Origin of the sequence: Microbacterium jejuense, from assembly GCF_019511665.1 — a bacterium.
Taxonomy (GTDB): domain Bacteria; phylum Actinomycetota; class Actinomycetes; order Actinomycetales; family Microbacteriaceae; genus Microbacterium; species Microbacterium jejuense_A.
In genome coordinates this window covers 431,739-455,962 of the sequence record NZ_JAEUAW010000001.1, presented here as the reverse complement: position 1 = coordinate 455,962, position 24,224 = coordinate 431,739, and the positions used below count along the sequence as shown (strand labels likewise).

Genomic DNA, 24,224 nt, shown 5'->3' with positions numbered 1-24,224 from the left:
CCCCGATGCCCCGGTCGACCCCGACCGCGACGAGAGCGCGGACGCCGGCATCCGCTCGACGGTGTACTAGGAGATCGAAATGGACCTCGCCTACCTCTGGTTCTGGATCGTCGGCTTCCTGTTCGTCGGCTACTTCGTGCTCGACGGCTTCGACTTCGGCGTCGGCATGTCGCTGCCGTTCCTCGGCAAGAACGACATCAGCCGCCGCCAGGTCATCAACACCATCGGCCCGGTGTGGGACCTCAACGAGACCTGGGTCATCGTCGCCGGCGCCTGCCTGTTCGCCGCGTTCCCGGAGTGGTACGCAACGCTGTTCAGCGGCTTCTACCTCGCGCTGCTGCTGATACTGCTCGCGCTCATCCTGCGGGGGGTGTCGTTCGAGTACCGCCACCAGCGCGACTCTCTGCGGTGGAAGCGCGGCTTCGACACCATGATCGTCGTCGGCTCTGCCGTGCCCGCGTTCCTGTGGGGCGTCGCGGTGGCCAACATCGTGCAGGGCGTGCCGATCGATGCCGCACACGAGTTCACGGGGTCGCTGCTGACGCTGCTCAACCCCTACGGGCTCCTGGGCGGCCTCACGACGCTGCTGCTGTTCTTCACGCACGGCGTGTACTTCGTGGCGCTCAAGACCGACGGCCAGGTCGCGGTCGACGCCCGCAGGCTGGCCGCGCGCGCCGGCCTTCTCACGATCGTGGTCGCGGCGGCGTTCCTGGTGTGGACGGTCGTCATGGCCTTCGCGCAGGGCCGCGACTTCGCGCTCGTCACGACGGTGCTCGCCGCCGTCGCCGCGGTGCTGCTCATCGCGTCGTGGATCTCCAACGCGCGCAGCCGTGAGGGCTGGGCGTTCGGATTCGGCGCGGTGACGATCGTGACGGCCGTGCTGGCGGTGTGGTTCGCGCTATTCCCGTACGTCATGCCGTCGACCACCGACCCGGCATACAGCCTCACGATCGAGAACGCGTCGAGCACCGACTACACGCTGACGATCATGTCGTGGGCGGCGCTCATCTTCCTTCCCCTCGTGCTCGCGTACCAGGGCTGGACGTACTGGGTGTTCCGCAAGCGTGTGACGCGCTCGCACATCGAGGCGGCCGCCGCGGCGCCCGTCCACTGACGGAGCACATCGGTCTTTGAGCGAGCGAAGCGAGACGAGACGCCTGGGCCGGGAGAGGGTGCCCAAGGCGGACGCGGAGTCGCCGCAGGCACCCGTCGATCCGCGCCTGCTGCGGTACGCGAGCGCCTCACGGGGGTTCTTCGTGGCGATCGCGGCGATCGCGCTGGCGCAGACCGTCGTGATCGTCGCCTTCGCGTGGCTGCTCACGCGGGCGATCACGTCCGCGATCGACGGGATGCCGGTGGCAGAGCTCGCGCCCACCCTCGGGTGGCTCGCGGCCGTGGTCGCGGTGCGCGCGGCGCTGCTGTGGGCGCGCGAGGCCGTGGCCGCGCGTGCCGCCGCGCGCGTGCAGACGCAGCTGCGCTCGGCCCTCGTCGCCGCGGTCGGGGCGCTCGGCCCGGAATGGCTGGCGGCCCGCGGCTCCGCGTCACTGGCGATCACGGCCGGGCGGGGGCTCGACGCGCTCGAGGCGTACTTCGGCCGGTACCTGCCGCAGCTTGTGCAGACGGTCGTCGCGACGCCGCTGATCCTCGTCGTGATGTGGTGGCAGGACTGGATCTCCGGTCTCACGGTGCTGCTCACGCTGCCGCTCATCCCCGTCTTCATGGTGCTGATCGGCCTGGCGACGCGCTCCGTGCAGCAGCGCCAGTGGCAGACGCTGCAGCACCTCGCGTCACGCTTCGCCGACACCGTGCAGGGGCTGTCGACGCTCAAGGTGTTCGGCCGTCAGCACCGGGCCGCGGCATCCGTCGAACGCGTCACCGACCAGTACCGCCGCGAGACGATGCGCGTGCTGCGGGTCTCGTTCCTGTCGGGCTTCACACTGGAGTTCCTGGCGTCGATCTCCGTGGCGATCGTCGCGGTGTCGATCGGGTTCCGTCTCATCGACGGCGCGCTCACCCTCGCGGTCGGTCTGTTCGTGCTGCTGCTGGCGCCCGAGGCCTACCTGCCGCTGCGGCAGGTGGGCGTGCAGTTCCACGCGGCGGCCGAGGGCGTCGCCGCGACGGAGGACGTGTTCGCCGTGCTCGACGCCGCGCGCGCTTCGAAGGGCTCGGCTGCCGGTTCCGCGGATTCACATTCCCCGGTCCCTGAGCCTCATCCTGCGGTCCCAGAGCTTGTCGAAGGGCGGCTCGTCGTGCGGGACCTCCGTGTGCACCGCGGCGGCGGGATGCTGCCGCCCCTGTCGTTCTCGGCCCGTCCCGGCACCGTGACCCTCCTCGAGGGTCCCAGCGGCGCCGGCAAGTCCAGCGTCTTCGCCGCGCTGCGCGGCGCGGCGGCGTTCGACGGCACGGCGGAGCTGGGCGGCGCCGACGTCCGCGCCCTCGCCCCGTCGCAATGGCTCGCATGGGCCGGCCAGCAGCCGGGTCTGCTCGCCGGCACGATCGCCGGGAACGTCACGCTCGGCGATCCCGCACCCGACACCGCGGCGGTCAGCCGTGCGCTCGACCTCGCGTGTGCGCAGGCGCTCGACCCGGCTCTCGAACTCGGCGTGCAGGGGGCGGGACTGTCGGGCGGTCAGGCGCAGCGCGTCGCCGTGGCGCGCGCGATCTACCGGCACCTTCGCGGCCTCGCACCCGTGGTCGCGCTCGACGAGCCGAGCTCCGCGCTGGACGCGCAGACCGAGGCGCGGCTGTGGCGCGGCATCCGCTCACTCGCCGACGAGGGAGCGACCGTCCTGCTGATCTCGCACCGCACGTCGGCACGGGCGATCGCCGACACCGTCGTGCACCTGGAGCCGAGCGAGGTGCCCGCATGAGCGCGGCGACCCCGGGATCCGCCGGCGCGGTGCTGCGCGGCGCGCTGCCGCCGACGCGGCGGTTCTGGTGGGCGCTGGCGGCCGGTTTCGCGTCGGAGGCGTCGGCGGTCGCGCTGCTCGCTGTGAGCGCGTGGCTGATCGTGCGGGCGAGCGAGCAGCCGCCCGTCCTGTACCTGTCGGCCGCCGTGGTCGGGGTGCGGTTCTTCGCCATCTCGCGTGCCGCGTTCCGGTACCTGGAACGACTGACGGGGCATGACGCGGCGCTGCGGCAGCTCGCCTCGACGCGCGCCGACCTCGTGCGCCGCCTGATCCCGCTCGCACCCGAAGGGCTCGCGCGCACGCGCCGGGGCTCTGTGCTCGGCGCGCTGGTCGACGACGTCGACGATCTGCAGAACCTTCCGCTCCGCGTGGTGCAGCCGCTGGCCTCGTCGGCACTCGTCGCCGTGGGTGCCGTCGTGCTCGTCGCTGTCGTGTGGTGGCCCGCTGCGCTCACCCTCCTCGCGTGCCTTCTCGTCGCGGCCGCCGTCGCCACCCTGTGGGGCTGGCTGTCGGGCGCACGCGCCGAACGTGCCATCGCGCCGCTGCGCGCCGAGCTCGCCGAAGCCGTGCTCGACCACCTCGGCAGCCTCGACGTGCTGGCGGCGTACGGAGCCGAGGCGCAGAGCCGCGACCGCATCGCGAGCGCCGACGCTGCACTCCGCCGTGCCGTGGTGCGGCGCGCGGGGGCGCAAGCCGGCACCACGGCCCTCGTCTCGCTGCTGGCGGGCGCCGCCTCCATCGCGGCCGTGCTCGCCGCCGTGCCCGGCGTGGCCTCCGGCGCCCTCACCGGTCCCGCACTGGCGGTCGTGGTGCTCGTGCCGATGGCGGTGTTCGAGGTCTTCTCGGCCGTCCCGCTCGCGGCCTCCGCATGGCGCGGCGTGCGGGCGTCCGCGGAGCGGATCGCGGATGCCGTCCCGACGGCGCCGCCCGTCGAGCTGGCTCCCGAGACCCGGCCGGCCACGGGCGAGGCGCCGGCGCTCGGCGACGGCATCCGACTGCGTGGCGCGGACGTGCGCTGGCCCGGCATCGGAGACGCCGCGCTGCACGCCGTGGACCTGACCGTCCGGCCCGGCGAGCGCGTGCTCGTCGTCGGATCGAGCGGCGCCGGCAAGACGACACTGGCACACGCGCTCGTCCGGTTCCTCGAGACCGACGGCGCGTACGACCTCGGCGGGCGATCGGTGCACGACCTCGCCCCCGACGACGTGCGGCTGACCGTGGGGCTGTGCGAGCAGCATCCCATGCTCTTCGACGAAGACGTCCGCCAGAACCTCCTGTTCGCCCGCGACAGCGCCACCGACGCCGAGCTCGAAGCGGTGCTCGCGCGCGTCGGACTCGACGACTGGGTGCGCCGCCGCGGCGGCCTGGACGCCCGCGTCGGCGAGCGCGGCGCCCTCGTGTCGGGCGGGCAGGCGCAGCGCATCGCGCTCGCGCGGGCGCTGCTGCGAGGCTTCCCGGTGCTGGTGCTCGACGAGCCGACGGCGGGCGTCGACCCCGAGGCGTCGGACCGGCTGCTGACGGATCTGCTCGGAGCCGTGCCCCCGGATCGCGCCGTCGTGCTGATCTCGCACGTCGCCGTGCCCGCGAACCTCGTCGACCGGGTCGTCCGTATCGACGACGGCCGCGTGATCAGCGCCTGACGCGCAGGCCGCGGCCTAGGCTCGGACCGTGAGCGACGGCATCCGCAACCCGTTCGAAGGCCTCGACGCGCAGTTGAGACGCACCGCGAGGTTCCGAGACAGCGTTGACCCCGTCGCCGCGGTGGCCGCATATCGCACCTTCACCGACTTCGTGCGGCCCCGCCTTCCGGGGCTGCGGGCCGCGGCGGGACTGCCGGCAGATCCGGGCACGCGCGCCGACGGCAAGGCGATCGCCGCGCGCGACGGCGCCCGGGTCGATCCCGACGCACTCCGGCTGTACACCTTCTGGAACGCACCGCTCGACACCGCACCGCCGCTCGTGCAGGCCTGCGTCGGCGAGATGACACGGCTGCACGCCGGCTCGCCGACGCCACTCACGGTGCTCGACGGCGCGTCGGCGCGCGAGCTGGTCGAGATCCCGGATGCCGTCGCCCGGGCGCTCGAGAAGGACCACCCCGCGCACTTCTCGGACTTCGTGCGCGTCAGCGTGCTCGACGAGCTCGGCGGCATCTGGGTCGACGCGACCTGCTGGGCGCCGGCGCCGCTGCCGGCGGCCGTCGCGCCGTTCCTCACCGCGGGCGCCCTCTACCCGCGCTGGACGCGGCGCCAGATCGGCAACTGGTTCATCGCCGCGGTGTCGGGCACGCCGCTCATCCGCCTGCAGCGGCTGACATTGCAGGCATGGTGGGAGTCGGGTGGCGGCATCCCGGACTACTTCCTGTTCCACCGGATCTTCGAGGTGCTGTACGACCTCGTTCCGGAGTTCCACGGGCAGTGGCTGGCGACGCCCACACTGTCGGCCGGCGCCGCGCACCTGCTGCAGCTGGGCATGATGCAGCCGTGGGACGCCGAGGCCATGCGGTTCGTCGCGGGCACGTCGATCGTGCAGAAGCTCAGCTACAAGTACGACGCCGTGCCGACGGGATCGGTGCTCGAGCGGCTCGTGTCAGGCCGCCCGCTCACCGTCTGAACACCCGCGGCCGGGCGGTGTCACAGCCGCTTGGCGAAGACCGCCGCACCCTCCGGCGACGGCAGCGCCTCGAAGCCGACGCGCGGGTAGAACGCGATGGCGCCCGCATTGTCGGCGGAGGCGACGAGGTGCAGGCCCGGCACACCCGCCTCGCGCAGCGCCTGCTCGAGCGTCTCGACGAGGCGACGGCCGAGTCCCTGGCCCTGCGTCTCGGGCAGCAGGTCGATGTGCAGGTGAGCGGGGTACTCGTCGCCGAACGGCTGCGACCCGCCGTGCCGGGCGTAGGCGTAGCGGACGATGCCGTCCTGGCGAGAGGCGCTCACCGGCAGCGGGTCGCCCTCAGGCTTCGGCCAGCGCTCGTGGAACCGCGGCCACCACTCGTGCTCGAACCAGTCCTCGAACGCCGACGAGTCGGGCGCGCCGACGATGTAGCCGACGACGCGACCGTCGTCGGTCTCGACCACGAACGCGAACTCGGGATGCCGAGCCACGTACGGCAGGACGAAGATCTCGCCCCAGAGGTCGTCGTCATCGAGCAGGCCCGTGGCGTCGACACCGGCGTCGGCGGTCAGCAGGCAGATGTCGGAGAGCGCCGGCTCGTCGCCGGGGCGGAAGGGGCGGATGCGGGTCACCCCGCGAGTCTAGGGCCGCCCCGTCAGCCGGGGCGCCGGTGTCGGTTCAGGTGTCGCGACACGCGAGCGCAGGGGCGCCGATGCCGCGTGTCGCGACACCCGGAACGGATGCTCACACGGCGACGAAACGCACGACCGCGGGATCGACGGCGAGGGCGAGCGTCGCGCCCGGCTCGAGGCCGGCGGCGTGGCTCGCAGGCAGGTCGACGGCGACATCGGGGTCGGCGGTGCGGAAGCGCACACCTGCCGGCGTCTGCTCCAGTCGCACGATCCGCGCCTCCCACTCCCCCGGGCCGCTCGGCGCGCGACCGAGGATCCGCACGTCTCCGGGCCGGAACACCGCCGCAGCATCGCCGGCCGTCTGAAGAGTGGATGCCGCCAGCACAAGTCCCCCGGCGCGCCAGGCCGCGGCATCCCTTCGCCCGACGACGCGGTTGAGGCCCGCGACCGCCGCCGCGAACCGCGTCGCGGGCGACGCCAGCACGTCGCGGACGGGGCCGGACTGCGTGACGCGCCCGTCTTCGAGCACCACGAGGTGCGATGCGAGGGCGACCGCGTCGACGGCGTCGTGTGTGGCGACGAGCGCGGTCGTGCGCGTCGCGGCGAGCTGCCGGTGCAGCAGCGCGCGCACGTCGGCCGCGGTCTCGGTGTCGAGCGACGTGAGCGGCTCGTCGAGGAGGATCGCGGCGGGCGCTGTCGCGAGCGCGCGTGCGAGCGCGACGCGCTGCTGCTGACCCCCCGACAGCCTGGCGGGGCGCCGCCGGCCGTGGTCCTGCAGCCCGACGCGCCGGAGCCATTCCGCCGCACCGTCGGCGGCTGCCGCCCGCGTCGCGCCACGCACGCGCAGTCCGAACGCGACGTTCTCGAGCGCCGTGAGATGCGGAAACAGGCGCGGATCCTGACCGAGCAGCACGACGCCGCGCTCGGACGGCGCCGTGCGCCGGCGCGGTCCGTCGTCGAGCGTGCGTCCGTCCAGCCGCACCTCGCCCTCGTCGAACGCGGTGAGCCCGGCGAGCACCCCGAGCAGGGTGGACTTGCCGGCGCCGCTGGGTCCCATGAGCGCGACGACCTCGCCGCCCCGAGCGTGCAGCGAGGCATCGAGCACGAACCCTCCCCGACGCACGACGACCCGCGCCTCGAGACCGGCGCGATCGCCCGGCGTGACGGCATCCACCTCGCTCATCGCGGCGTCTCGACCCGCCACGCCCGCACGAGCAGCAGCACGCCGACCGCCGTCACGAGCAGCAGCAGCGACAGCGCGACGGCCGTGCCCTGAGACACTCCGGCGCCGTTGAACGCGGTGTAGATCGCCAGCGGCATGGTCTGCGTCACGCCCGGGGCGTTGCCCGCGAACAGAGCCGTCGCCCCGAACTCGCCGATCGCCCGGGCGAAGCACAGCACGACGCCGGCGACGAGGCCGGGCGCCGCGAGCGGCAGCGTCACGCGGGCGAGAATGGTCCACCGGCCCGCGCCCAGCCCGGCGGCGGCCTGCTCGTAGCCCGTGCCGGTGGCCCGCAGCGAGCCCTCGAGCGCCAGCACGAGGAACGGCAGCGCCACGAACGCCTGGGCGAGCACGACCGCCGTCGTCGTGAAGGGGACGCGGATGCCCCACTCGGCGAGCGCGCTGCCCAGCCAGCTCGTCCGGCCGAACAGGAACAGCATCGCGACGCCGCCGACCATGGGCGGCAGGACGAGGGGCACCGTCACGAGCGCCCGCAGCGCCCCGGCGGCGCGGTCGCCGCTGCGGGCGATGAGCAGGGCGAGCGGCACCCCGAGTACGACGCACACGACTGTCGCGATCAGCCCGGTGAGCAGCGAGAGCCCCAGAGCCGACAGCGCCTGCGGCGACGTCACGTCGCTCCACAGCGTCGACCACTCCACGCGCAGCACGAGAGCGCCCAGGGGCAGGATCAGCAGCGCCAGCCCGACCACGGCGGGCACGGCGAGCGTGCGCGGTACGAATCCCGTGCGCTGGGCGCGCATCGCTGCGGCGGTCATGGCGCCCCGAAGCCGAACGACGCGAGAACCTTGCGCCCCTCATCGCCGCGCACGAAGGCGACGAACGCGGCGGCGGCATCGGCGTTCGCGGAACCGTCCAGTGCGACGATCGGGTAGCGGTTGACGGCGGCGCCGGCGCCCTCGACCGCGATGCTCTCGACCTCGTCGGTCGTGGCGGCATCCGTCACGTAGACCAGTCCGGCGTCGGCCTCGCCCGCCGCGACCTTCGTCAGCACGGCGGTGACGTTCTGCTCGTAACTGTCGACGCTCGCCGTGACCCCCGCGTTCGCCAGGAGGGTGGTGGATGCCGCACCGCACGGCACCGCGGCGGCGCAGAGAACGACGGTCAGGGCGGGATCCGCCAGGTCGCCGAGGCCGGTCACACCGCCCGGGTCGCCCGCCGGCACGATGAGCACGAGCGTGTTGCTCGCGAACAGCTCGGGCTCGCTCGCCAGCCCCGCATCGACGACCGTGCGCATGTTCTTCTCATCGGCCGACGCGAAGACATCGGCGGGGGCGCCCTCGACGATCTGCGTGGCGAGCGTCGACGAGCCGTCGTACGTGATCGGCTGGACGTCGAGCGACGGATGCCGCCGCTCGAACTGTGCGGCAAGCTCGTCGAACGCCCCGTGGAGGGATGCCGCGGCGTAGACGGTGAGCTCTCCCGTGAGCACGGCCTCGTCACTCGGCGGCGCGGTGATCGGCCCCCGGTCGCCCGCCGCGCCGGCGCATCCGGTGAGCCCCAGGCCGAGCAGGGCGACGAACGCGATCGCCCGGGTTCTTCCGTGACCCACGTCAGGCCTTCGGCGTCTCGACGATGACGGTGGTGGCCTTCACGACGGCGACGGCGAGCGAGCCGGGTTCGAGGCCCAGCTCGCGCACGGCCTCCGACGACATGAGCGACACCACGCGATGCGGCCCCGCCTGGATGTCGACCTGCGCCATGACGCCGTCGGCCTGCACGCGCGTCACGAGCCCGACGAACCGGTTCCGCGCGCTGGACAGCACATCAGCGGGATCGCCGGGCGTCCGGGCGAGCTCGACCGCGTGGGCCGCGAGAGCCTCACCCGGGATCTCGACGGGCGAGGCGCCGGTCGTCGGCAGCGTACCGGCGTCCACCCATCGCCGCACGGTGTCGTCGCTGACGCCGAGGAGCCGAGCCGCCTCGGCGATCTTGTAGCTCGTCACGGCGACAACCTAGCATCCGCATCTGCGGTCCGCATCGCCTGTTCAGACCGCATCTGCGTGCCTGCCGGCCAAGCCGCCGCTCTCTCCCTCCGCGCGTTGCGACACGGGTCCCGAGTTGCAGTGGGACAGCGGCGCCTCGGGTCGGCATGCGCCGTCCCTGAGTTGCGCCGCCTGGGGCCCGCGGGCGCTCGCGCGACTAGCCTGTGGACATGGCCTTTCCCCCGCTCGTGGAGCCGGTCGCCGCGCTGGGCGACGCCGAACGCACGCGCACGTCCCGGCATCGCGTCCTCGCGGGCTTCGGCGACGAGGCGCAGCGCCGCCTGGCCGCCGCGCACATCGCCGTGGTCGGGGCCGGCGGGCTCGGTTCGCCGGCCGTGCTGGCGCTGGCCGCGGCCGGGGTCGGCACGCTGACGGTGATCGACGACGACCGGGTCGAGGCATCCAATCTGCAGCGTCAGGTGATGCACCGCGTGACCGACGTCGGCGCGCCGAAGGTCGACTCGGCCGTCCGCGTCGCCGCCGAGCTGTCGCCGACGACCCTCGTGCGCCCGGTGCAGGCGCTCCTCACGCCCGACACCGCGCGCGAACTGCTGGCGGGCGCCGACGTCGTCATCGACGGCACCGACACCTTCCCCACGCGCGCGGCCGTCGCCGCCGCCTGCGAAGACCTCGGCGTGCCGCTCGTATGGGGCGTCGTGCAGGAGTTCCACGCGCAGGCGACCGTGTTCTGGTCGGCACCGCCCGCCGGGACCGCGCCGCTGCGGCTCGCGGACCTGTATCCGCCGGATGCCGCCGCCGACGCGCCCTCGTGCGCCCAGGTCGGCGTGCTCGGGGCGCTGTGCCTGCAGGTCGGGTCGCTGCTGGCGACCGAGGCGATCAAGCTCGTGACCGGCGTCGGCGAGCCGCTGTACGGACGGGTGCTCGTGATCGACGCACTGCGCGGCCGCACCGATGAGGTGCCGCTGCGCCCCGCGGCCGCGGTCGCCGTGGCACCCGCCGCACCCGCGGACGCGGCACCGATTCCGCAGCTGACCCCCGACGAGGCGCTGGCCGCCCAGCGCGACGGGGCCGTGCTGCTCGATGTGCGCGAACCCGCCGAGACGGCGCGCGGCGTCATCGCGGGTTCGCTGCTGATGCCCCTCGGAGACGTGCTGGCCCACCCCGCCGGGATCACGGCCGGACACGTGGTCGTCGTGTGCCAGATGGGGATGCGCGCGCTGCAGGCCGCCCGGGCGCTGCGCGCGGCCGGGGTCGAGGCGTCCGTCCTCTCGGGCGGTCTCGACGCGTGGACCCACGAGACGACGCCCGCATGAGCGGACTGCGCACCGTCGAGGAGCACCTCGCCGACGTGCTGGCGGCGGCCCGGCCGCTCGCCGCCGAACGTGTCGCACTCCCCGACGCCTACGGCCGCACGCTGCGCGAGCCCGTGCGCGCCGCCGTCGACATCCCCGTGTTCGACAACTCCGCCATGGACGGCTTCGCCGTGCGCTTCGCGGATGTGGATGCCGCCACGCCGGCCCACCCTGCCGTGCTCAGGGTCGTCGCCGATCTGCCCGCCGGCACCGAGGCCGACCCCGTCCTCGGTCCGGGCGAGGCCGCCCGCATCATGACGGGGGCGCCCGTGCCGACGGCCGCCGACGCCATCGTGCCGTTCGAAGACACCGCGGGCGGACTCGTCGACTCGCTGGGCGACGTGCGCGTGCTGCGCGCGCCGCACGCCGTCGGCGCCCACGTCCGCCGCGCGGGCGAGGACGCCCGGCGAGGCGCGGAGGTGCTGCCTGCCGGCGTCCCGCTCGGCCCGCTGCAGGTGGCCGCCGCCGCGGCGGCCGGCGTCGCAGAGGTCGTCGTGACGCGGCCTCCGCGCGTCGCCGTGATCTCGACCGGCACCGAGCTGGTCGCGCCCGGCGATCCGCTGCGCCGCGGGCAGATCCCCGAGTCCAACGGCGTGCTGCTGGCCGGGCTCGCGGCCGAGGCCGGGGCCGTGGTCGTGCGGCGCGACAGCGTGCCCGACGAACCCGAGCTGCTCGACGCGCTGCTCGCCGAGGTCGTCGCACCCGAGGGCGGGGCGGCCGACGTCGTGGTGTTCTCGGGCGGCGTCAGCGCGGGCGCGTACGAGGTGGTCAAGACCACGCTGGCCGCGACGATGGCGTTCACGAAGCTCGCGATGCAGCCGGGCAAGCCGCAGGGGTTCGGGCGGCTGCCCTCGGGCGCGCTGCTGTTCGGCCTGCCGGGCAACCCGGTGAGCGCCGCCGTGTCGTTCGAGGTCTTCGTGCGGCCGGCGCTGCTGCGGCTGCAGGGCCGCACCACCGCCGACCGGCGCGTGCTGTCGCTGCCGGCCGCCGTGGCGTGGCGCACGCCGCCCGGCCGTCGCCAGTACCTCCCCGCGACGATCGACCGCACCGACCCGCAGGCGTGGCGCGTGCGCCCCGCCACGTCCGGGGGCTCGCACCTCGCGGGCGGGCTCGGCCGCGCCGAGGCGTATGCCGTCGTCCCGGCGGAGGTGGATGCCGTCGCCGCGGGCGACCTCGTCGATGTCATGCTGATCTCATGACGACCGACGCGCCGGGCGCCGAGCCCACGTTCACCCACCTCGACGCCGCCGGCCACGCGCGGATGGTCGACGTCACGCTCAAGCAGCCGACCGTCCGGTCGGCCACCGCACGTGGATTCGTCCGGTGCGCCCCGCACGTGGTCGTCGCCCTGCGCGACGGCGCGGTGCCGAAGGGCGACGTGCTCGCGGTGGCGCGGATCGCCGGCATCCAGGCAGCCAAGCGCACCCCCGAGCTGCTGCCGCTCGCGCACGTCATCGGCGTGCACGGCGCCTCCGTCGACGTGATGATCGACGACGACGGGGTGGCGGTCGAGGCCACCGTGCGCACCGCCGACCGCACCGGCGTCGAGATGGAGGCGCTCACCGCGGTGTCGGTCGCGGCCCTGGCCGTGGTCGACATGGTGAAGGGGCTCGACAAGGGCACCTCGATCGAGGGTGTGCGCATCGTCTCGAAGACCGGCGGCAAGAGCGGCGACTGGGTGCGCCCGGGCGAAGCGCAGTCGTGACGCCGCGGCTCGGGGCGATCCTGCTCGCGGGCGGGCGCGCCGCGCGTGTCGACGGTGCCGCGAAGCCGCTGTTCGACGTGGGAGGGCGCACCCTTCTGGCGACCGCGGCGCAGGCCGCGCTCGACGCCGGCGCACGCCCCGTCACCGTCGTCGCGCCCGTCCTCGATGAGACCCTGCCTGTCACGTGGGTGCGTGAGGAGCCGCCGTTCTCCGGCCCCGCCGCGGCGACCGTGGCAGCGCTGGCGTCCTGGCCGGCGGTGGACGATCCCGAGTGGACGCTCGTGCTGGCATGCGACCTCCCCTCGGCCGACGTCGCCGTGCGGCGCCTCGTGGACGACATCGTGCTCCTCCCCTCCGACACCGACGGACTGTGCCTGGGCGACGCGTCGAGCCGCCCGCAGTGGCTGATCGGCGTGTACCGCACGCGTGCGCTGCGGGCCGCGGCATCCACTCTCCCGAACGCAGGCGCCGATGCCTCGATGCGCGGCCTGCTCGACGATCTGGCGATCACCGTGGTCTCGGTGCCCGGAGAACTGACCCGCGACGTCGACACGTGGCAGGATCTGGAGGAGGCCCGCGCCCGGGCCGACGCGCACCGCCCGCACACCGAGGAGCCGTCATGAGCGAGCAGCCCCGCACCCTTCCGCCCGAGGCCCTCGACGACTGGGCCGCCGCCCTGCGCGAGCGTCTGGGACTGTCGCCCGAGGACGTCCCTGTCGCGGCCGTGCTCGACCTCACGAAGGTCGTGGCGAACAACGTCGCGCGTCCCGCCGCCCCGCTCGGTGCCTTCGCGGCCGGGCTCGCCGCCGGCCGCGCCGGCACCGATCCGGCACAGGTCATCGCCGCGCTGCGCGAGGTGGCCGACCTCGCCGAGGGCTGGGACCAGTAGTGGCCGTCGTCCGCTACTTCGCCGCCGCACAGGAGGCCGCCGGCCTCGACACCGAGCGCCGCTCCGAGACCACCCTCGGCGCGCTGCGCGCGGCCGTCACGTCGGCCCACCCGGGTCTGGGCGGCATCCTCCCCCGCTGTGCCGTGCTCGTCGGCGGCTCACGCGTCGACGACGACACGCCCCTGGGCGCCGACGACCTGGTCGACGTGCTGCCGCCGTTCGCCGGCGGCTGAGCCCGCGCCGGTCAGCCGCCGAGGCCGAGCCAGGTGGCGGTGCCGTCGGTCTCGAGCTGACGCTTCCACACCGGCAGGCCGGTCTTGATCGTCTCGATGAGCGTGCGGCACACCTCGAACGCCTCTGCGCGGTGCGCCGACGCGACGGCGATCACGACGGCCGCGTCGCCGACGGCGAGGGTGCCCACCCGGTGCGAGACCGCGACCAGCGCCCCCGTGTCCGCCGCGGCGGTCGTCGCGAGCTGCGCCAGCGTCGCCTCGGCGTCGGGGTGCGCGGAGTACTCGAGGGCGACGACGGCGGTGGCGGCATCCGGGTCGTGGTCGCGCACGCGCCCGACGAACGTCGTGACGGCGCCCATCCGCGGGTCGTCCACCGCGCGCAGGTGCGCGTCGAGGTCGAGCGGCTCGGCGCTGATCGCCGCGAGGCGCACGGCGCCGGTGGCAGACATCAGTGGTCCCCTCCTCCCAGCTGGTCGATCACATGGCGCGCGACCGACAGCACCACCGGCATGCCCGAGGTCACGGCGGCGGGCGAACCGGGAAGGTTCACCACCAGCACGCCGTGCGGATCGACGACACCCGCGATGCCTCGGGTGAGCATGCCCGCCGGCTTCTCGGCGGCGCCGCGTCGGCGGAGCTCCTCGGCGATGCCGGGGACCTCGCGCGTCACGACCCGTGCCGTGCCCTCGGGGGTCTGGTCGCGCGGCGCCACGCCGGTGCCGCCCGTCGTGATCACGAGCCGCACGCCGGCGACCACCAGTGCGGTGAGGGCCCGTTCGACACTGTCGGCGCCGTCGGGGACGACCACGGCGTCGTCGCACGAGAAGCCGGCCTCGCGCAGGGCGGCGACCGCGACGGGGCCGCTGGCGTCCTCGCGGACGCCGTGGGCCGCCCGGTCCGACACGGTGACGACGGCGGCTCGGGTCATGTGCCCAGCCTAGAAGGTGCCGGCACGGGGCGGGCGACCGGGCACACCTCCGCGACCACCACCGCGGGAAGAGTCGATGCCGCTACCCGGCGTCGCTGCGGCGCTCCAGCCGCACGATCACGGACTTCGACGTCGGCGTTCCCGACACGTCGGCCACCGAATCCAGCGGCACGAGCACGTTGGTCTCGGGGTAGTAGGCGGCGGCGTTGCCTCGCGGAGTGGAGTACGCCACGATGCGGAATCCGGGGGCACGACGCTCCTCGACCGCGCCGTCGGGGCGCGTCCACTCCGACACCAGGTCGACGACCTCGCCCTCGGCGAAGCCGAGCGCCTCGATGTCGAGCGCGTTCACGAGCACCACGCGCCGCCCGCCGTGGATGCCGCGATACCGGTCGTCCTTGCCGTAGATCGTGGTGTTGTACTGGTCGTGCGACCGGAGGGTCTGCAGCAGCAGGCGCCCGGGCGGGATCACCGGGTACTCGAGCGGGTTGACGGTGAACCGGGCGCGCCCGTCCGGCGTCGCGAAACTGCGGGCGTCGCGAGGACCGTTGGGAAGGTGCAGCGTCCGCCCCTTGTCGATGCGCTGCTCGTAGTCGTCGAACCCCGGGATCACACGCTCGATGTGCCGGCGGATGAGGGCGTAGTCCCCCTCGAGCGCCGCCCAGTCGGCGTGCGGGGCGTCACCGGGAGGCCGCGCCTGGTCGTCGCGCTCGCGGAACACGAGCGCGCACAGCCGTGCGACGATCGCCACCTCGCTGAGCAGGTCTTCGGAGGGCGGCGCGAGCCGACCGCGCGAGGCGTGGACGGCGCCCATCGAGTCCTCGACGGTGACGCGCTGCTCGCGCGCCGTGCCGTCGGGCGCCGTGCGGCGGTCGCGGTCGGTACGGCCGAGCGTCGGCAGGATCAGGGCCCGACGCCCGGTCACGACGTGCGAGCGGTTGAGCTTGGTCGACACGTGCACCGTGAGTCCGACGTTCGCCATGCCCGCTTCGACGACCGCCGTGTCGGGTGTGGCCGACACGAAGTTGCCGCCCATGCCGACGAAGACCCTCACCCGTCCGTCGCGCATGGCGCGGATGGCCTCGACGGTGTCGAAGCCGTGCGCGCGAGGGGCGGTGAACGCGAACTCGCGGTCCAGCGCCGCGAGGAACGCCTCCGACGGCTTCTCGTAGATGCCCACGGTGCGATCGCCCTGCACATTGGAGTGGCCACGCACCGGGCACACGCCGGCACCGGGGCGTCCGATGTCGCCGCGCAGCAGCAGGACGTTGACGACGTCGCGCAGCGTCGCGACGGAGTGCTTGTGCTGCGTCAGCCCCATCGCCCAGCACACGATCGTCGCCTTCGAGGTGCGAACGGCTTCGCCGACGCGCCGCAGGGCGTCTTCGGGGATGCCGGTCGCGGCGACGAGCTCGGGCCACGAGGCATCCCTCATCGCATCGCGGTACGCCTCGAAGCCGCTGGTGTGCGCGGCGATGAAATCGTGGTCGAGCACCCGCTCCCCGGTCGCCGAGCCTGTCGACGCGTCCTCGGCCTCGAGCAAATGTTTGCCGATCGCCTGGAACAGCGCCTGGTCGCCGCCGAGGCGGATCTGCACGAAGCCGTCGGCGAGCGGAGTGCCGCCGAGCACGACGCCGCGCACCGTCTGCGGGTTCTCGAAGCGCATCAGTCCGGCCTCGGGCAGCGGGTTCACGGCGATGATCGTCGCCCCGCGCTGCTTGGCCTTCTCGAGCGCCGACAGCATGCGCGGGTGGTTCGTGCCCGGATTCTGGCCCGCGACGATGATCAGGTCGGCCTCGTGGATGTCGTCGATCGACACGGTGCCCTTCCCGATGCCGATCGTCTCGGTGAGGGCCGAGCCCGATGACTCGTGGCACATGTTCGAGCAGTCGGGGAGGTTGTTCGTGCCGATCCCCCGCACGAGAAGCTGGTAGAGGAACGCCGCCTCGTTCGACGTCCGCCCCGACGTGTAGAACACCGCCTCGTCCGGATCGTCGAGGGCGCGCAGCTCGTCGGCGACGAGTGTCAGCGCGTCGTCCCACGAGATCGGGCGGTAATGCGTCGCCCCCGCTTCGCGCAGCATCGGCTGAGTCAGGCGGCCCTGCTGGCCGAGCCACCAGTCGTCATGGGCCCGCAGCTCGTCGATCGAGTGCGCCGCGAAGAACTCCGGGCCGACGCGGCGCAGCGTCGCCTCCTCGGCCACGGCCTTGGCGCCGTTCTCGCAGAACTCGGCGATGTGCCGCTTGTCCTCCTCCGGCCACGCGCAGCCCGGGCAGTCGAACCCTTCCTTCTGGTTGACGCGCAGCAGCGTCTGCACCGACCGGCTGACCCCCATCTGCTCGTTGGCGATCTGCAGCGCGTGCAGCACGGCGGGCACGCCCACCGCGACCTGCTTGGGTCGCGTCACGTGCACGCGGGATTCGTCGATGTCGGCTGCCGGGGGCTTCGTCGCCATATCGAAAGGCTAGCCGCGGCGCGCGCGTGATGCGCACGGATCGCGGTTCAGCCGCTCCACCACAGCCTCGCCGTTCCCCGCAGATCCTCCAGCGGCACGGCGCCGTGGCCCGGTTCGGACAGCGAGAGCCGCGAGTCTGCGGACGCGGCACGGTTGTCGCCCATGACCCAGACGGCGCCTTCGGGCACCTCGACCCGGAACGGGATGTCGCCGCCGGGGCGGCTGTCGCCCGCGTAGGCCTCGTCGGAGGGCACGCCGTTGACGAGGAGCCGGCCGCTGCCCGCCTCGCAGCACACCACGACGTCGCCGGCGACGCCCACGACGCGCTTCACGAGCGTGGCTCCGGCGGTGCCCGACCATCCTTCGCGGTCGACGAGGAGCACGACGTCACCCCGGACGGGGGTGGTCCAGCGATCGAACACCAGATGGTCGCCGCCTCGGAGCGTCGGCGCCATCGAGTCGTTGCGCACGGTCGCCACACCGAAGGCCGCGAGCGCGAGGGCAGCCGCGACGGCGGGGATCACGACGGCCGCCGCCGCGGCGACCGCGCGCCGTCGGCGCGGCGCCGACGGTCGCACCGCCGGGGCGCCTCCAGCCGCCGAACGCAGAGCCGTGGCCACCGCGCTGCTCACGGCGCCTCGGCGAGCAGCGCGCTCATCGCCGTGATCTCGCGTGCCTGCTCGACGAGCACGTGCTTCGCGGAGGTGCGCACGTAGGCGTTGGACCCGCCGCGCACCGCCGCCTCCGCCATCTCGAGCGCGCCGTCGTGGTGCGCGATCATCAACTCGAGGAACATCCGGTCGGCCGCCGCTCCCTCGGCGGCATCCAGCGCCGCCACCTGGGCCGGACTCGCCATCCCCTTCATCTGCGCATGCGGGTGATCGCCGCACGCGGTGGGTGTCGCCGGCGATGCCGCGCCCGCATCCTCTGCGTGGCCGCCCGCGTGGGCTCCGCCGTGCCCGACGGCCGTCGTCCCGGACTGCACGGCCTGCTGCCAGGCGGACTGCCATGCGCGCATCGTCTCGATCTCAGCGGTCTGGTCGGCGACGATGAACTCCGCCAGCGCCCGCGTGCGCTCCCGGACGCCCGCGGCGTCGAGCACGAGGCCGCTGAGCTCGAGCGCCTGCTCGTGGTGCGGGATCATGCCCTCGATGTAGCAGTGGTCCTCGGCCGTCGGAAAGCCCGCGGCCGCGGCATCCATCCGCACGCCCGACGCCTGCGGCTGCGACGGCGGAGGTGTCGTCAGGCCGAGCGCGGCCACGGCCACGCCGAGCGCCGCTGTCGACAGGGCCAGCACGACGCCGAGTCGGGCGATGCGACTGCGCATGGGGAGTCCCTTCCGAGAGGATGCCGCGTCTCGCGGTCCCGGTGTGAATGCGCCAGGGGGCGACGCACGGGTGGCGCGCCGCCCCCTGGACGGTCAGGCGTGCGCCGTGGCGCTCCGCTGACGGCGCAGATACCACGATGCGCCCGCAAGACCCGCTCCGGCGACGAGGAGCACGAGCCCCGACAGCGCCCAGCGGTTGGCGTCCGTCCCCGTCGAGGCGAGGGCCCCGAGGATCGCGGACGGCGACGCGGAGGCCACCGTGAACGTGCCCTGCGCGACGGCCGACGACGTCTGCCCGGTGAGCACGAGCGTGTGCTCGCCGGCCGGCGTGTCCGACGGCACGAGGAACTGGACGTCCACGTCGCCCTCGGCGTCGGCGACGAAGGTGCCGACGTCGACGGGGTCGGAGTGCATGACGGCGCTCACGGTCTCGCCCGGCGCGAAGCCGGACGCCGATGCCGTCAGCGATGCTCCGGGAGCGACCTCGGACTGGCCGAACGTCACCGCAGCGGTGGGCGTCGTGCCGTTCCCGTTCCCGTTGCCGCCTCCGTTGCCGTTCCCGTTCCCGTTCCCGTTGCCGTTACCGGGCGTCGTCGGCGTCGCCGTCGGAGTCGGCTCCCCCGTCGGCTCGGTCGTGGGCGTCGGCGTGGGCGACGCGGTGGGCGTCGGGGTGATGTTCGGGTTCGGCACCCCGCGCATGTCTCCGTTGACCCACTTGCGGCCCTCGGGGATGTTGGGGTTCTGTGCGGCGAAGTCACGCGGATAGAGCGTGAAGCCCTGCCAGTGGATCGGCATGGGGCTCTGGTCCTCGTCGCGGTTGATGTGGTGGAATCCGACGTTCACCCACGCCACCGGGTCGTCGAGCGTCTCGCCGTCGGCGATGTAGTCGGTGACCATCTGACCTGCCTTCGACGGGATCAGGTTGTGGCTGGCGTGGATCTCGTCCGACTTGGCCGACGTGAAGGCGATGTCGAAGTCGGTCTCGGGGTTGAGGTTGTACGCCTGGTCGCGCGGCACGATGATCTCGTACGACCGGGCGTGACCGTCCGCGTTGAGGCTGTCGGGGTTCACGACCCGGTACGCCTCGCGGTTGGACCCGAGGGTCTTCGTCTCGGTTCTGATCTGAGTGAGCTGGGTCTCCAGGATCGCGGTGTGGCCGGTGTCGCCCGTGGTGCCGTACTCGCCCGTGGGGGTGGTCGCGAATTTCTCGACCACCTGGTTGGCACCCGAGTCGATGCCGAAGTCCACGCGCCAGAACGCCGAGTGGTAGTGGTTGACGGCGAAGTCCTCCTGGCCCGGCGCGATCGGCCAGCCCTGGTTCACGACGTTGACGTAGTCGTTGGGCGACAGGTCGCCGGTGGCGCCCAGACGCACCGAGATCTCGCCGTCGTCGTGGAAGCGGTACTCGGTCTGATACTCGTACCAGCCGATGCGCGACACGGTGTGCAGCACGAGGTCGGTGCCCTGCGCGGCGTACAGCGCGTCGTTCGTGATGTTCGAGCGGTACGCGAGACCCGAGTCCTCCTCGCCGATGCAGACGGCCGGGATGTCGCCGCGCGTGGCGTCGACCCATGCGGTGCGCACCTCGCCGACGGGGCAGTCGACGGCGGCGATCGCCTGCAGCCGGCGACCGCCGACCTGATAGGTGGTGACGTCGTTGTACTCGGTGGCGCCCGTGTCGTACGGCACATTGAGCTGCGCGAGGGCGATCGAGTCCAGCACGAGGATCGGCGCGGCGTCGTCGCGCGGCTGGTACGCCACCTTGTCGAGCACGAGGCCGCGGTAGGTGTCGAGACGCCAGCACATCTGCCAGCTCGAGCCGGCTTCGAGCGTCTTCGAGACGAGCGAGTCGCCGGAGCAGGACGCCTCGGTGACGGTCTGCGCCGAGGCGGCCACGGGCGCGGACAGCACGAGGCCGCCCGCGAGCAGGGCCATCGCGGTGCCTGCGCCGAGGAGCCGGCGGAGGGAGGTTCGTTTCATCGGGAGGGTCTCCGTGATCATGAGATGGACAGGACGGCACGCGTCGAGAGGTTCACGACGTACGTGCTGGTGGTGAGGAAGGCGCCGCCGTCGACCTGCGCGAGCAGCTGCACGCAGCGGTCGACGCCGCAGGACTCGGCGCCGAAGGTTCCGGCATCCGTCGTGAAGGAATGCGCGGTGAGAAGGACCTCGGCGGACGTCGGCGTGAGGACCGAGCCGCCCGTGAGCGATGCGAACTCGTCGATGACCGGCTGAGCCGACTCCGAGTCCAGCAGCAGCTCCCACGCCAACGAGGTCTCGGCGTCGGTCGGCGCGGGCTGCGTGCCCGACGCCCGCTCGACGGCCTCGACGGTCCCGGTGGTGACGTCGACGATCATGCTGACCGTCTCGTTGGTGGCGTAGTCGTAGTAGAGCGACAGCAGACGGCGGTGCCCGTCGGCGTACGCCTGGGGGTCGGCGACGTCGGTCGAGAGGAACTGCAGTCCGGGTTCGCCGAAGACGTCCCTGCCGGCTGCGAAGGCGGCATCCTGAGCGCCGACGAAGCGCACGTACTCGACCTCGGCTCCTGTCAGCCCGTCGTACGCGGCCGCGACCGTCGCCGGCTTCGGAACGTCCGCCGCCTTCTCGGGAGCGTCCTCGTCGCTGCTGTCGGCGGCGATGGGAGTGGATGCCGTCGTCTCGGGCGACGACGTCGCCTGGACGGCTGTCTGCGTCGCGAACACGAGGGCGACGACGGCCGCGGCGGCGGCGACCGCGGAGCCGATGCCGAGCGCACGGGGGGCGAGCAGGCGCGCTCTTGTGGAGGGGTGCCGCGGCGAAGGGGGCGGCGAGTCCCCCTGCGGCGTGAGCTGTTGTTCGGTCACGGGAGTCCTTTCGCTGACGAGGACGCGGCTCGCACCCGCGTCCGGGGCGATTCTTCGCCGGCGCGATTTCGCCTCCGTGTGTGGTCGCGAACGCCGAGCGAAATCCTCGTGAGACGACCGGACGCGGTGTGCGCGCACGCGTCTCGCACCACGACACACAGGCGAAACATGCACCGACGTTCCGCGCAACGCTGCGCGTGTAGCGTCGCGGCCAGTCGCAGGACGACAGCGCCGACAGCGAGGAGGATGCATGAGCACCGCACTCGCCGACGCGATCGAGCGGGCACGTCCGCGCAGCGACCTCGGCGCCCGCTCGCCCTTCGCCGGCCTCCGTCGCCGGCACGCGCGCACCGTCGACGTCGTCGCGCAGTCGGTCGCCGCCACCGCCCCCGCGGGCGTCCTCCTGGTGCATCCCGCGGCCGCCTATGCCCGCAGCGGCTCGTTCGCGTTCCTCGACATCGCCATCACGATCACCCTCGTGGTCGGGGTCGCGCTCGTGATCGGCATGTTCGCGCGCCGCATCGCCAGCACCGGCTCGCTGTACACGTTCGCCGCCCGCGGGCTCGGACCGCACGCCGGGCTGCTGGCCGGCGCCGCGCTCGGCATCGGCTACCTGGCGGTCGCCGTCAACACCCTCTCATCGGGCTCGGCGCGCATCGCGAGCCTGCTGAGCGGACAAGAGGCTCCACCGTGGCTCGTGATGACGCTCGTCGTGGGCTTCGGAGCGGTCATCGCGGTGGTCGTGGCGCGCGGGCTGCGCATGTCGACGCGCATCCTGTTCGTGCTCGAGGCGATCGCCGTCGTGACGGTGCTGGGACTGTCGATCGCCGCGCTCAGCCTCACACGGTGGGACGTCGCGCTGCTCGTCCCGCGCGCGACCGACTTCTCGCTCGACGCCATCATCACCGGCGTCGCCTTCGCGCTGATCGGCTTCGTCGGCTTCGAGAGCGGTGCGGCACTCGGTCCCGAGACGCGGCGCCCGTTCGCCGCGGTTCCTCGGGCGATCATGGTGAGCGTCGGCGCGACCGGTGTCGTCATGCTCGTGGGGACGGCGGCGCAGCTGTCCATCGTCGCGGACCGCCCGGGTGCGGCATCCCTCTCAGCCGTCACCGGGCTCTCGCGCCTGACCGACCTGATCGTCGCGCTCTCGTTCCTCGCGTGCGCGCTCGCGATGACCAACGCGGCGACGAGGATCGCCTTCGCGATGAGTCGCGAAGGGCTGCTCCCCGCGGCCTTCGGCCGCGTGTCACGACGCGGTGTGCCCGCGGCGGCCGGCGCGATGCTCGCCGCCGCGGTCACCGCGGTGCCGGTGGCGGTGCTGGCGTGGGGCGGCAGCCGCCAAGACATGCGCGTCGTCACCTCGCCGGCGTCGATCCTCGGATTCGTGCTCGCGTATGCACTGGTGTGCGCCGCGGCGCCGGCGTTCCTCCGGCGGATCGGCGAGCTGACCGTGCGCGGGGCCGTGCTGTGCATCGTGCCGTTGGCCGGTCTGCTGTGCATCCTGTGCTTCTATCTGGCCGCCACCGTGCGCGACAACCTGCCGGGGCTGCTGTGGGCGACCGGCATCCTCGCCGCCGTCGTCGCCGCCGGCTGTGCGCGCATCGCCCGTCATCCCGGCGTGGGCGCACGCATCGGCGTGCACGACTGGCCGACCGATGCGGACTGCCTCGACGGGCCGGCACGGTCGTGAGCGGAGCGGGCATCGTGGGCGACATGCGACTGCCCGAGAAGGGCCTGGGACTGGCGCTCGAGATCCTCGAGCAGGTCGCGCGCGACGACCGCGGCGCGTCCGCTGCCGACATCGCCCGCGCGGTCGGCGCGCCCCGCGCGACGGTGTACCGGGTCGTCAACTCGCTCGTGCGCGACGAGTACCTGGTGCGGCGCTCGGACTTCTCGGGGTTCCTCCTCGGCACGCGGGTCCTGGAGCTCGCTGCCGTGGTCGGCGCCCGCACGCGCCCGCCCCACGCCGAGGTCGTGGACCGGCTGCGCGCCCAGACAGGTGAGGCGGTCCACCTGTTCGCCTTCCACCGCGCGGGGCTCCTGGTGATCGACGAGGATGCCGGACGCCCGCTGTCGGACCGCGACGCGCTGCTGGCCGACCCGACACGATCAGCCATCGGGCACCTGTGGCTCGTCGCACATCCCGACAGGCGGATGCCGCACGCTCCGGCCTGGCGGACGGAGGTGTCGGCCGCCGACCTGCGCCCGATCCACGAGGCGTACGCCGTCCGCGGCTACACCGAGCAGGTCGCGCTGCTGAGGTCCGACCGGGGGTGCCTCGCCGTGCCGATCCACGACGACGACGCCCGCCCGGTGGGCGCCGTGGCACTGTCGACCTCGATCGCCGGCCTGTCGGTCGCCGCGCGGCACGTGGGCGCGCTGCGCGAGGCGGCGCGCGCGCTCGCCCCGCTGGGATCCCTCAGCGGGTGGTGACGAGCCCGCTACGGCGTCTGGCGCAGGATCTCGTCGATGAGCGGGCCGTCGGCCTGCTCGCGCTCGAGCACGGCCTCCGCCGAGGCGCGCACATCAGGGTGCGGATCGCCGTCGAGGATCAGCGACACGACAGCGACCATGCCGGCGTTCTGGGCGCGGACGATCTCGGCATAGCGGCGCTCGGCATCGGGCGGCGCGGCGTCGACGAGCGCCTGCTCGCTCGACCATGACGGCATGCCCGGCATCTGCGCGTGGTCCGAGCCGTGCCCGGCGCAGGGGCCCCCCGTGGGCGGGTCGAGCGGGCGCGCCGGCGCCCACGACACGTACCACTCCCGCAGGTCGTCGAGCTCGGCGACGTCGTCGCCGACCACGCGCTTCGCGAACGCCTCGGCCGCCGGCGAGAGGCCGTCCTTGCGCAGCAGCGTCTGCGCGAGCTCCTCCTCCTTGACGCGGTAGTAGATCATCGCCTCGACGTAGCAGTAGTCGTCGGCGGTCACCGTGTCGTCGATCGCGGCGGACGGACTGGATGCCGTCGCGCCCGGCCCGTCCGGCGACGGTCGTGCGCTGGGCACGGCCTTCGCCGGCGACGACTCGCCCAGCGGGACGCCGAGCACCGCGAGCGTCGCACCGGCGACGGCGGCCACGATCGCCGCCGCGAGCACGGCGACGGTCTTCGGTCTGCGCACGCGAAGGCCTTCCGGATCCGGGGTCGATCCGGGGCC

The 24,224-nt window shown here is 73.6% G+C and carries 25 protein-coding genes; 12 read left to right on the top strand and 13 right to left on the bottom strand.

Going from position 1 to position 24,224, the window contains the following annotated elements:
• Nucleotides 1-79: 79 nt before the first annotated feature.
• From cydB to JNB62_RS01955, 4 genes are read left to right on the top strand one after another with little or no spacing between them, the layout of a single operon-like run.
• The gene (gene cydB / locus JNB62_RS01970; protein ID WP_220299177.1) at nucleotides 80-1,114 is read left to right on the top strand and encodes a cytochrome d ubiquinol oxidase subunit II; all 1,035 of its coding nucleotides are present in this window, start codon (nucleotides 80-82) and stop codon (nucleotides 1,112-1,114) included.
• A 58-nt stretch (nucleotides 1,115-1,172) separates the two neighbouring features.
• Nucleotides 1,173-2,870, top strand: a complete 1,698-nt coding sequence (gene cydD / locus JNB62_RS01965) for a thiol reductant ABC exporter subunit CydD (protein WP_220299176.1) — start codon at nucleotides 1,173-1,175, stop codon at nucleotides 2,868-2,870.
• Nucleotides 2,867-4,549, top strand: a complete 1,683-nt coding sequence (cydC, locus tag JNB62_RS01960) for a thiol reductant ABC exporter subunit CydC (protein WP_220299175.1) — start codon at nucleotides 2,867-2,869, stop codon at nucleotides 4,547-4,549. Before cydD ends, cydC begins: the two co-directional genes overlap by 4 nt.
• 28 nt (nucleotides 4,550-4,577) lie before the next feature.
• Nucleotides 4,578-5,519 carry a capsular polysaccharide synthesis protein gene (locus JNB62_RS01955; RefSeq protein ID WP_220299174.1) on the top strand — a complete coding sequence of 314 codons (942 nt, stop codon included), beginning with the start codon at nucleotides 4,578-4,580 and terminating at the stop codon, nucleotides 5,517-5,519.
• Nucleotides 5,520-5,539: 20 nt separating this feature from the next.
• Here the strand turns inward: JNB62_RS01955 and JNB62_RS01950 are convergent, their stop codons facing one another.
• The 5 genes from JNB62_RS01950 to JNB62_RS01930 all read right to left on the bottom strand — a co-directional run bounded on the left by JNB62_RS01950 (nucleotide 5,540) and on the right by JNB62_RS01930 (nucleotide 9,337).
• Complete coding sequence (locus JNB62_RS01950; protein ID WP_220299173.1) at nucleotides 5,540-6,151, bottom strand: GNAT family N-acetyltransferase; 612 nt, start codon at nucleotides 6,149-6,151, stop codon at nucleotides 5,540-5,542.
• A gap of 112 nt (nucleotides 6,152-6,263) precedes the next feature.
• Nucleotides 6,264-7,355, bottom strand: a complete 1,092-nt coding sequence (locus tag JNB62_RS01945) for a sulfate/molybdate ABC transporter ATP-binding protein (RefSeq protein ID WP_308291697.1) — start codon at nucleotides 7,353-7,355, stop codon at nucleotides 6,264-6,266.
• Nucleotides 7,331-8,149: an ABC transporter permease gene (locus tag JNB62_RS01940; RefSeq protein ID WP_223230855.1), complete on the bottom strand. Its 819-nt coding sequence runs from the start codon at nucleotides 8,147-8,149 to the stop codon at nucleotides 7,331-7,333. The genes JNB62_RS01945 and JNB62_RS01940 overlap by 25 nt, the downstream gene beginning before the upstream one ends.
• Nucleotides 8,146-8,943, bottom strand: a complete 798-nt coding sequence (modA, locus tag JNB62_RS01935) for a molybdate ABC transporter substrate-binding protein (protein ID WP_220299172.1) — start codon at nucleotides 8,941-8,943, stop codon at nucleotides 8,146-8,148. The genes JNB62_RS01940 and modA overlap by 4 nt, the downstream gene beginning before the upstream one ends.
• Nucleotide 8,944: 1 nt before the next feature.
• A complete protein-coding gene (locus JNB62_RS01930) occupies nucleotides 8,945-9,337 on the bottom strand; it encodes a TOBE domain-containing protein (protein ID WP_220299171.1) in 393 nt (130 codons plus the stop codon).
• 209 nt (nucleotides 9,338-9,546) lie between these two features.
• On the opposite strand from JNB62_RS01930, the gene JNB62_RS01925 reads away from it, so the two are divergent.
• The 6 genes from JNB62_RS01925 to JNB62_RS01900 are packed head-to-tail and all read left to right on the top strand — an operon-like array spanning nucleotide 9,547 to nucleotide 13,516.
• Nucleotides 9,547-10,650 (top strand): HesA/MoeB/ThiF family protein, encoded by a 1,104-nt coding sequence (locus tag JNB62_RS01925; protein WP_220299170.1) that lies wholly within the window; start codon nucleotides 9,547-9,549, stop codon nucleotides 10,648-10,650.
• Nucleotides 10,647-11,888, top strand: a complete 1,242-nt coding sequence (locus tag JNB62_RS01920; protein WP_220299169.1) for a molybdopterin molybdotransferase MoeA — start codon at nucleotides 10,647-10,649, stop codon at nucleotides 11,886-11,888. Before JNB62_RS01925 ends, JNB62_RS01920 begins: the two co-directional genes overlap by 4 nt.
• Nucleotides 11,885-12,394, top strand: coding sequence for a cyclic pyranopterin monophosphate synthase MoaC (gene moaC / locus JNB62_RS01915; protein WP_220299168.1), 510 nt, complete (start codon nucleotides 11,885-11,887; stop codon nucleotides 12,392-12,394). Before JNB62_RS01920 ends, moaC begins: the two co-directional genes overlap by 4 nt.
• Complete coding sequence (mobA, locus tag JNB62_RS01910; RefSeq protein WP_220299167.1) at nucleotides 12,391-13,017, top strand: molybdenum cofactor guanylyltransferase; 627 nt, start codon at nucleotides 12,391-12,393, stop codon at nucleotides 13,015-13,017. Before moaC ends, mobA begins: the two co-directional genes overlap by 4 nt.
• Nucleotides 13,014-13,283 (top strand): DUF6457 domain-containing protein, encoded by a 270-nt coding sequence (locus tag JNB62_RS01905; protein ID WP_220299166.1) that lies wholly within the window; start codon nucleotides 13,014-13,016, stop codon nucleotides 13,281-13,283. The genes mobA and JNB62_RS01905 overlap by 4 nt, the downstream gene beginning before the upstream one ends.
• A complete protein-coding gene (locus tag JNB62_RS01900) occupies nucleotides 13,283-13,516 on the top strand; it encodes a MoaD/ThiS family protein (protein ID WP_220299165.1) in 234 nt (77 codons plus the stop codon). The genes JNB62_RS01905 and JNB62_RS01900 overlap by 1 nt, the downstream gene beginning before the upstream one ends.
• 11 nt (nucleotides 13,517-13,527) lie before the next feature.
• Here JNB62_RS01900 and JNB62_RS01895 read toward each other — a convergent pair whose 3' ends face one another.
• From JNB62_RS01895 to JNB62_RS01865, 7 genes are all read right to left on the bottom strand, one after another.
• Entirely contained in the window at nucleotides 13,528-13,965 is a 438-nt protein-coding gene (locus tag JNB62_RS01895; protein WP_220299164.1) for a molybdenum cofactor biosynthesis protein MoaE, read from the bottom strand.
• Nucleotides 13,965-14,444 carry a MogA/MoaB family molybdenum cofactor biosynthesis protein gene (locus JNB62_RS01890; RefSeq protein ID WP_220299163.1) on the bottom strand — a complete coding sequence of 160 codons (480 nt, stop codon included), beginning with the start codon at nucleotides 14,442-14,444 and terminating at the stop codon, nucleotides 13,965-13,967. Before JNB62_RS01890 ends, JNB62_RS01895 begins: the two co-directional genes overlap by 1 nt.
• 82 nt (nucleotides 14,445-14,526) lie before the next feature.
• Nucleotides 14,527-16,899, bottom strand: a complete 2,373-nt coding sequence (locus JNB62_RS01885) for an FdhF/YdeP family oxidoreductase (RefSeq protein WP_220299162.1) — start codon at nucleotides 16,897-16,899, stop codon at nucleotides 14,527-14,529.
• Between the two features lie 47 nt (nucleotides 16,900-16,946).
• Nucleotides 16,947-17,531, bottom strand: a complete 585-nt coding sequence (lepB, locus tag JNB62_RS01880; protein ID WP_220299161.1) for a signal peptidase I — start codon at nucleotides 17,529-17,531, stop codon at nucleotides 16,947-16,949.
• Nucleotides 17,528-18,226 carry a DUF305 domain-containing protein gene (locus JNB62_RS01875; protein WP_220299160.1) on the bottom strand — a complete coding sequence of 233 codons (699 nt, stop codon included), beginning with the start codon at nucleotides 18,224-18,226 and terminating at the stop codon, nucleotides 17,528-17,530. Before JNB62_RS01875 ends, lepB begins: the two co-directional genes overlap by 4 nt.
• Nucleotides 18,227-18,319: 93 nt before the next feature.
• Entirely contained in the window at nucleotides 18,320-20,206 is a 1,887-nt protein-coding gene (locus tag JNB62_RS01870; RefSeq protein ID WP_220299159.1) for a copper amine oxidase, read from the bottom strand.
• 17 nt (nucleotides 20,207-20,223) lie between these two features.
• Nucleotides 20,224-21,069: a hypothetical protein gene (locus JNB62_RS01865; RefSeq protein ID WP_220299158.1), complete on the bottom strand. Its 846-nt coding sequence runs from the start codon at nucleotides 21,067-21,069 to the stop codon at nucleotides 20,224-20,226.
• 250 nt (nucleotides 21,070-21,319) lie between these two features.
• Between JNB62_RS01865 and JNB62_RS01860 the strand changes: the two genes are divergently transcribed.
• Nucleotides 21,320-22,759, top strand: coding sequence for an APC family permease (locus tag JNB62_RS01860; protein ID WP_220299157.1), 1,440 nt, complete (start codon nucleotides 21,320-21,322; stop codon nucleotides 22,757-22,759).
• Between the two features lie 23 nt (nucleotides 22,760-22,782).
• Nucleotides 22,783-23,502 carry an IclR family transcriptional regulator gene (locus JNB62_RS01855; protein WP_220299156.1) on the top strand — a complete coding sequence of 240 codons (720 nt, stop codon included), beginning with the start codon at nucleotides 22,783-22,785 and terminating at the stop codon, nucleotides 23,500-23,502.
• A gap of 8 nt (nucleotides 23,503-23,510) precedes the next feature.
• Here the strand turns inward: JNB62_RS01855 and JNB62_RS01850 are convergent, their stop codons facing one another.
• On the bottom strand, nucleotides 23,511-24,188 hold the full coding sequence (locus JNB62_RS01850; protein WP_220299155.1) for a DUF305 domain-containing protein: 678 nt from the start codon (nucleotides 24,186-24,188) through the stop codon (nucleotides 23,511-23,513).
• Between the last annotated feature and the right edge of the window lie 36 nt (nucleotides 24,189-24,224).

Excerpts from the sequence above, each read along its gene's own strand:
- cydC (WP_220299175.1), top strand. The coding sequence starts at position 2,867 with ATGAGCGCGGCGACCCCGGGATCCGCCGGCGCGGTGCTGCGCGGCGCG.
- JNB62_RS01895 (WP_220299164.1), bottom strand. The coding sequence starts at position 13,965 with ATGTCTGCCACCGGCGCCGTGCGCCTCGCGGCGATCAGCGCCGAGCCG.
- JNB62_RS01940 (WP_223230855.1), bottom strand. The coding sequence starts at position 8,149 with ATGACCGCCGCAGCGATGCGCGCCCAGCGCACGGGATTCGTACCGCGC.
- moaC (WP_220299168.1), top strand. The coding sequence starts at position 11,885 with ATGACGACCGACGCGCCGGGCGCCGAGCCCACGTTCACCCACCTCGAC.
- JNB62_RS01855 (WP_220299156.1), top strand. The coding sequence starts at position 22,783 with ATGCGACTGCCCGAGAAGGGCCTGGGACTGGCGCTCGAGATCCTCGAG.
- cydB (WP_220299177.1), top strand. The coding sequence starts at position 80 with ATGGACCTCGCCTACCTCTGGTTCTGGATCGTCGGCTTCCTGTTCGTC.
- JNB62_RS01925 (WP_220299170.1), top strand. The coding sequence starts at position 9,547 with ATGGCCTTTCCCCCGCTCGTGGAGCCGGTCGCCGCGCTGGGCGACGCC.
- JNB62_RS01920 (WP_220299169.1), top strand. The coding sequence starts at position 10,647 with ATGAGCGGACTGCGCACCGTCGAGGAGCACCTCGCCGACGTGCTGGCG.
- JNB62_RS01890 (WP_220299163.1), bottom strand. The coding sequence starts at position 14,444 with ATGACCCGAGCCGCCGTCGTCACCGTGTCGGACCGGGCGGCCCACGGC.
- JNB62_RS01875 (WP_220299160.1), bottom strand. The coding sequence starts at position 18,226 with ATGCGCAGTCGCATCGCCCGACTCGGCGTCGTGCTGGCCCTGTCGACA.
- JNB62_RS01870 (WP_220299159.1), bottom strand. The coding sequence starts at position 20,206 with ATGAAACGAACCTCCCTCCGCCGGCTCCTCGGCGCAGGCACCGCGATG.
- JNB62_RS01905 (WP_220299166.1), top strand. The coding sequence starts at position 13,014 with ATGAGCGAGCAGCCCCGCACCCTTCCGCCCGAGGCCCTCGACGACTGG.
- JNB62_RS01860 (WP_220299157.1), top strand. The coding sequence starts at position 21,320 with ATGAGCACCGCACTCGCCGACGCGATCGAGCGGGCACGTCCGCGCAGC.
- JNB62_RS01885 (WP_220299162.1), bottom strand. The coding sequence starts at position 16,899 with ATGGCGACGAAGCCCCCGGCAGCCGACATCGACGAATCCCGCGTGCAC.